The following is a 1,387-nucleotide window of genomic DNA, read 5'->3' as shown; positions in this document are numbered from 1 at the left end:
AGGCTTCTTCGGTTTGGCCAGTAAGCAAAAAAGCCAGAAAAAAATCGGGATCCTGCACCCGATCCACGTCGACGAACGCTTGCGCTATCTTCATCTCTTGCCCGGAAGCATGGGGGCAGGGGGACAGCACCAGGGAGAGACGTGCCTGAGGCAGTTGCTGGCGCAATTCCATCACCACCGGACGCACCCAGGTGGTCAGCTCTCCAGGGCCGTTTGAGAGAATAAGAATGTCATAGGGAGGCTCACCGCTGCTCAGTGGGGCCATCGGAGGCTGGGATCCTGCAATTAATCGTCTCATTCTACCGTTTGCCCATGGCCCTGGGCCGATTCCTGCCAGTCCGGAGATTTGTCGGGATCCCTTCCCAAAGAGGCAGCCCCAGCGTCGGCTGAGGGGCAAGGCGTTCTTCAGAGAGGCATCTGGCCATGCGAGAGGCTAGGGGATCCCTCAGGCCAGCAGGGACCCGCCGATCATCCCCGCCAGCAGAATAAACCCTTGCACCACATTTTGGCCGAAGATGGCCAGGTACAAGGTGGGAGAGGCATTCCTTTGGTGGAGCTGCCAGGTTTGCCGGCCCCAGAGGACAGTGACGATGGCCAAGCTGACAAAATAAACTCCATGCAACCGTAGGCTGAGGCCTACCCCCAACAGCGCGATGGCAGTGCCCAAAAAAAATAGCCCTACCGCCGTCGGCGTCCGCTGCCCGAAAAAACGGGCGCTGGAATGGATCCCGGCCCGCTCATCGTCCTCCCGATCCGCAAGAGCATAGACGGTATCAAATCCCAGTGTCCACAACACCGTGGCCAGCCACAGCCAGCCCAGCCCCTCTTCCCACAGGGGGGTGTTGGCATCTTGGCCGCTCACCGCCGTCCAACTGATGAGCACGGCAAATCCCCACGCCAGAGCCAGCACCAACTGCGGCACCGGAAACACCCGCTTGGCCCCCGGATAGAGCAGGATCACCGGCACCGCCGCCACACAGAGGGCAAAGCTAACCGGGTTGAGAAACAGCGCCAGCCCTGCCGCACAGGCCAAACTCACCACCGCCATCAGGATCCCGACGCCAACGGTCAACTCCCGGCTGGCCAACGGGCGATGGCGGGTGCGCTCCACCAATGGATCTAAGTCCCGATCCCAAAGATCGTTGATGACACAGCCTGCCCCACTGGCAGCCAGGCTGCCCAAAATGATGATCCCGACCAACGGCCAAGGGGGCGTTCCCCGTCCGGCCAAAAAAGCTCCCCACAGCGCCGGGATCATCAAAATCAATCGCCCTGCCGGCTTATGCCAGCGCAACAGCCGCAGAATGGCTCCGCCAGTGGCCCAGAGTGCAGAAGGGGAAGCAGACATAACCGGTTTCCGGCCAATCGCGACAGCGGGACGGAGTCC

The 1,387-nt window shown here is 61.3% G+C and carries 1 protein-coding gene and 1 pseudogene; both read right to left on the bottom strand.

All coding sequences use genetic code 11. The annotated features are described in order from the left end of the window. Positions 1-265, bottom strand: a pseudogene (locus tag NW819_RS14110) (hypothetical protein); the annotation flags it as partial. A 180-nt stretch (positions 266-445) separates the two neighbouring features. After that, on the bottom strand, positions 446-1,348 hold the full coding sequence (locus NW819_RS14105) for a 4-hydroxybenzoate solanesyltransferase (protein ID WP_011434393.1): 903 nt from the start codon (positions 1,346-1,348) through the stop codon (positions 446-448). Positions 1,349-1,387: the final 39 nt, after the last annotated feature.

Origin of the sequence: Synechococcus sp. R8-2, from assembly GCF_047461715.1 — a bacterium.
GTDB lineage: Bacteria > Cyanobacteriota > Cyanobacteriia > Thermostichales > Thermostichaceae > Thermostichus.
This window is presented reverse-complemented; position numbering and strand designations above follow the sequence as displayed.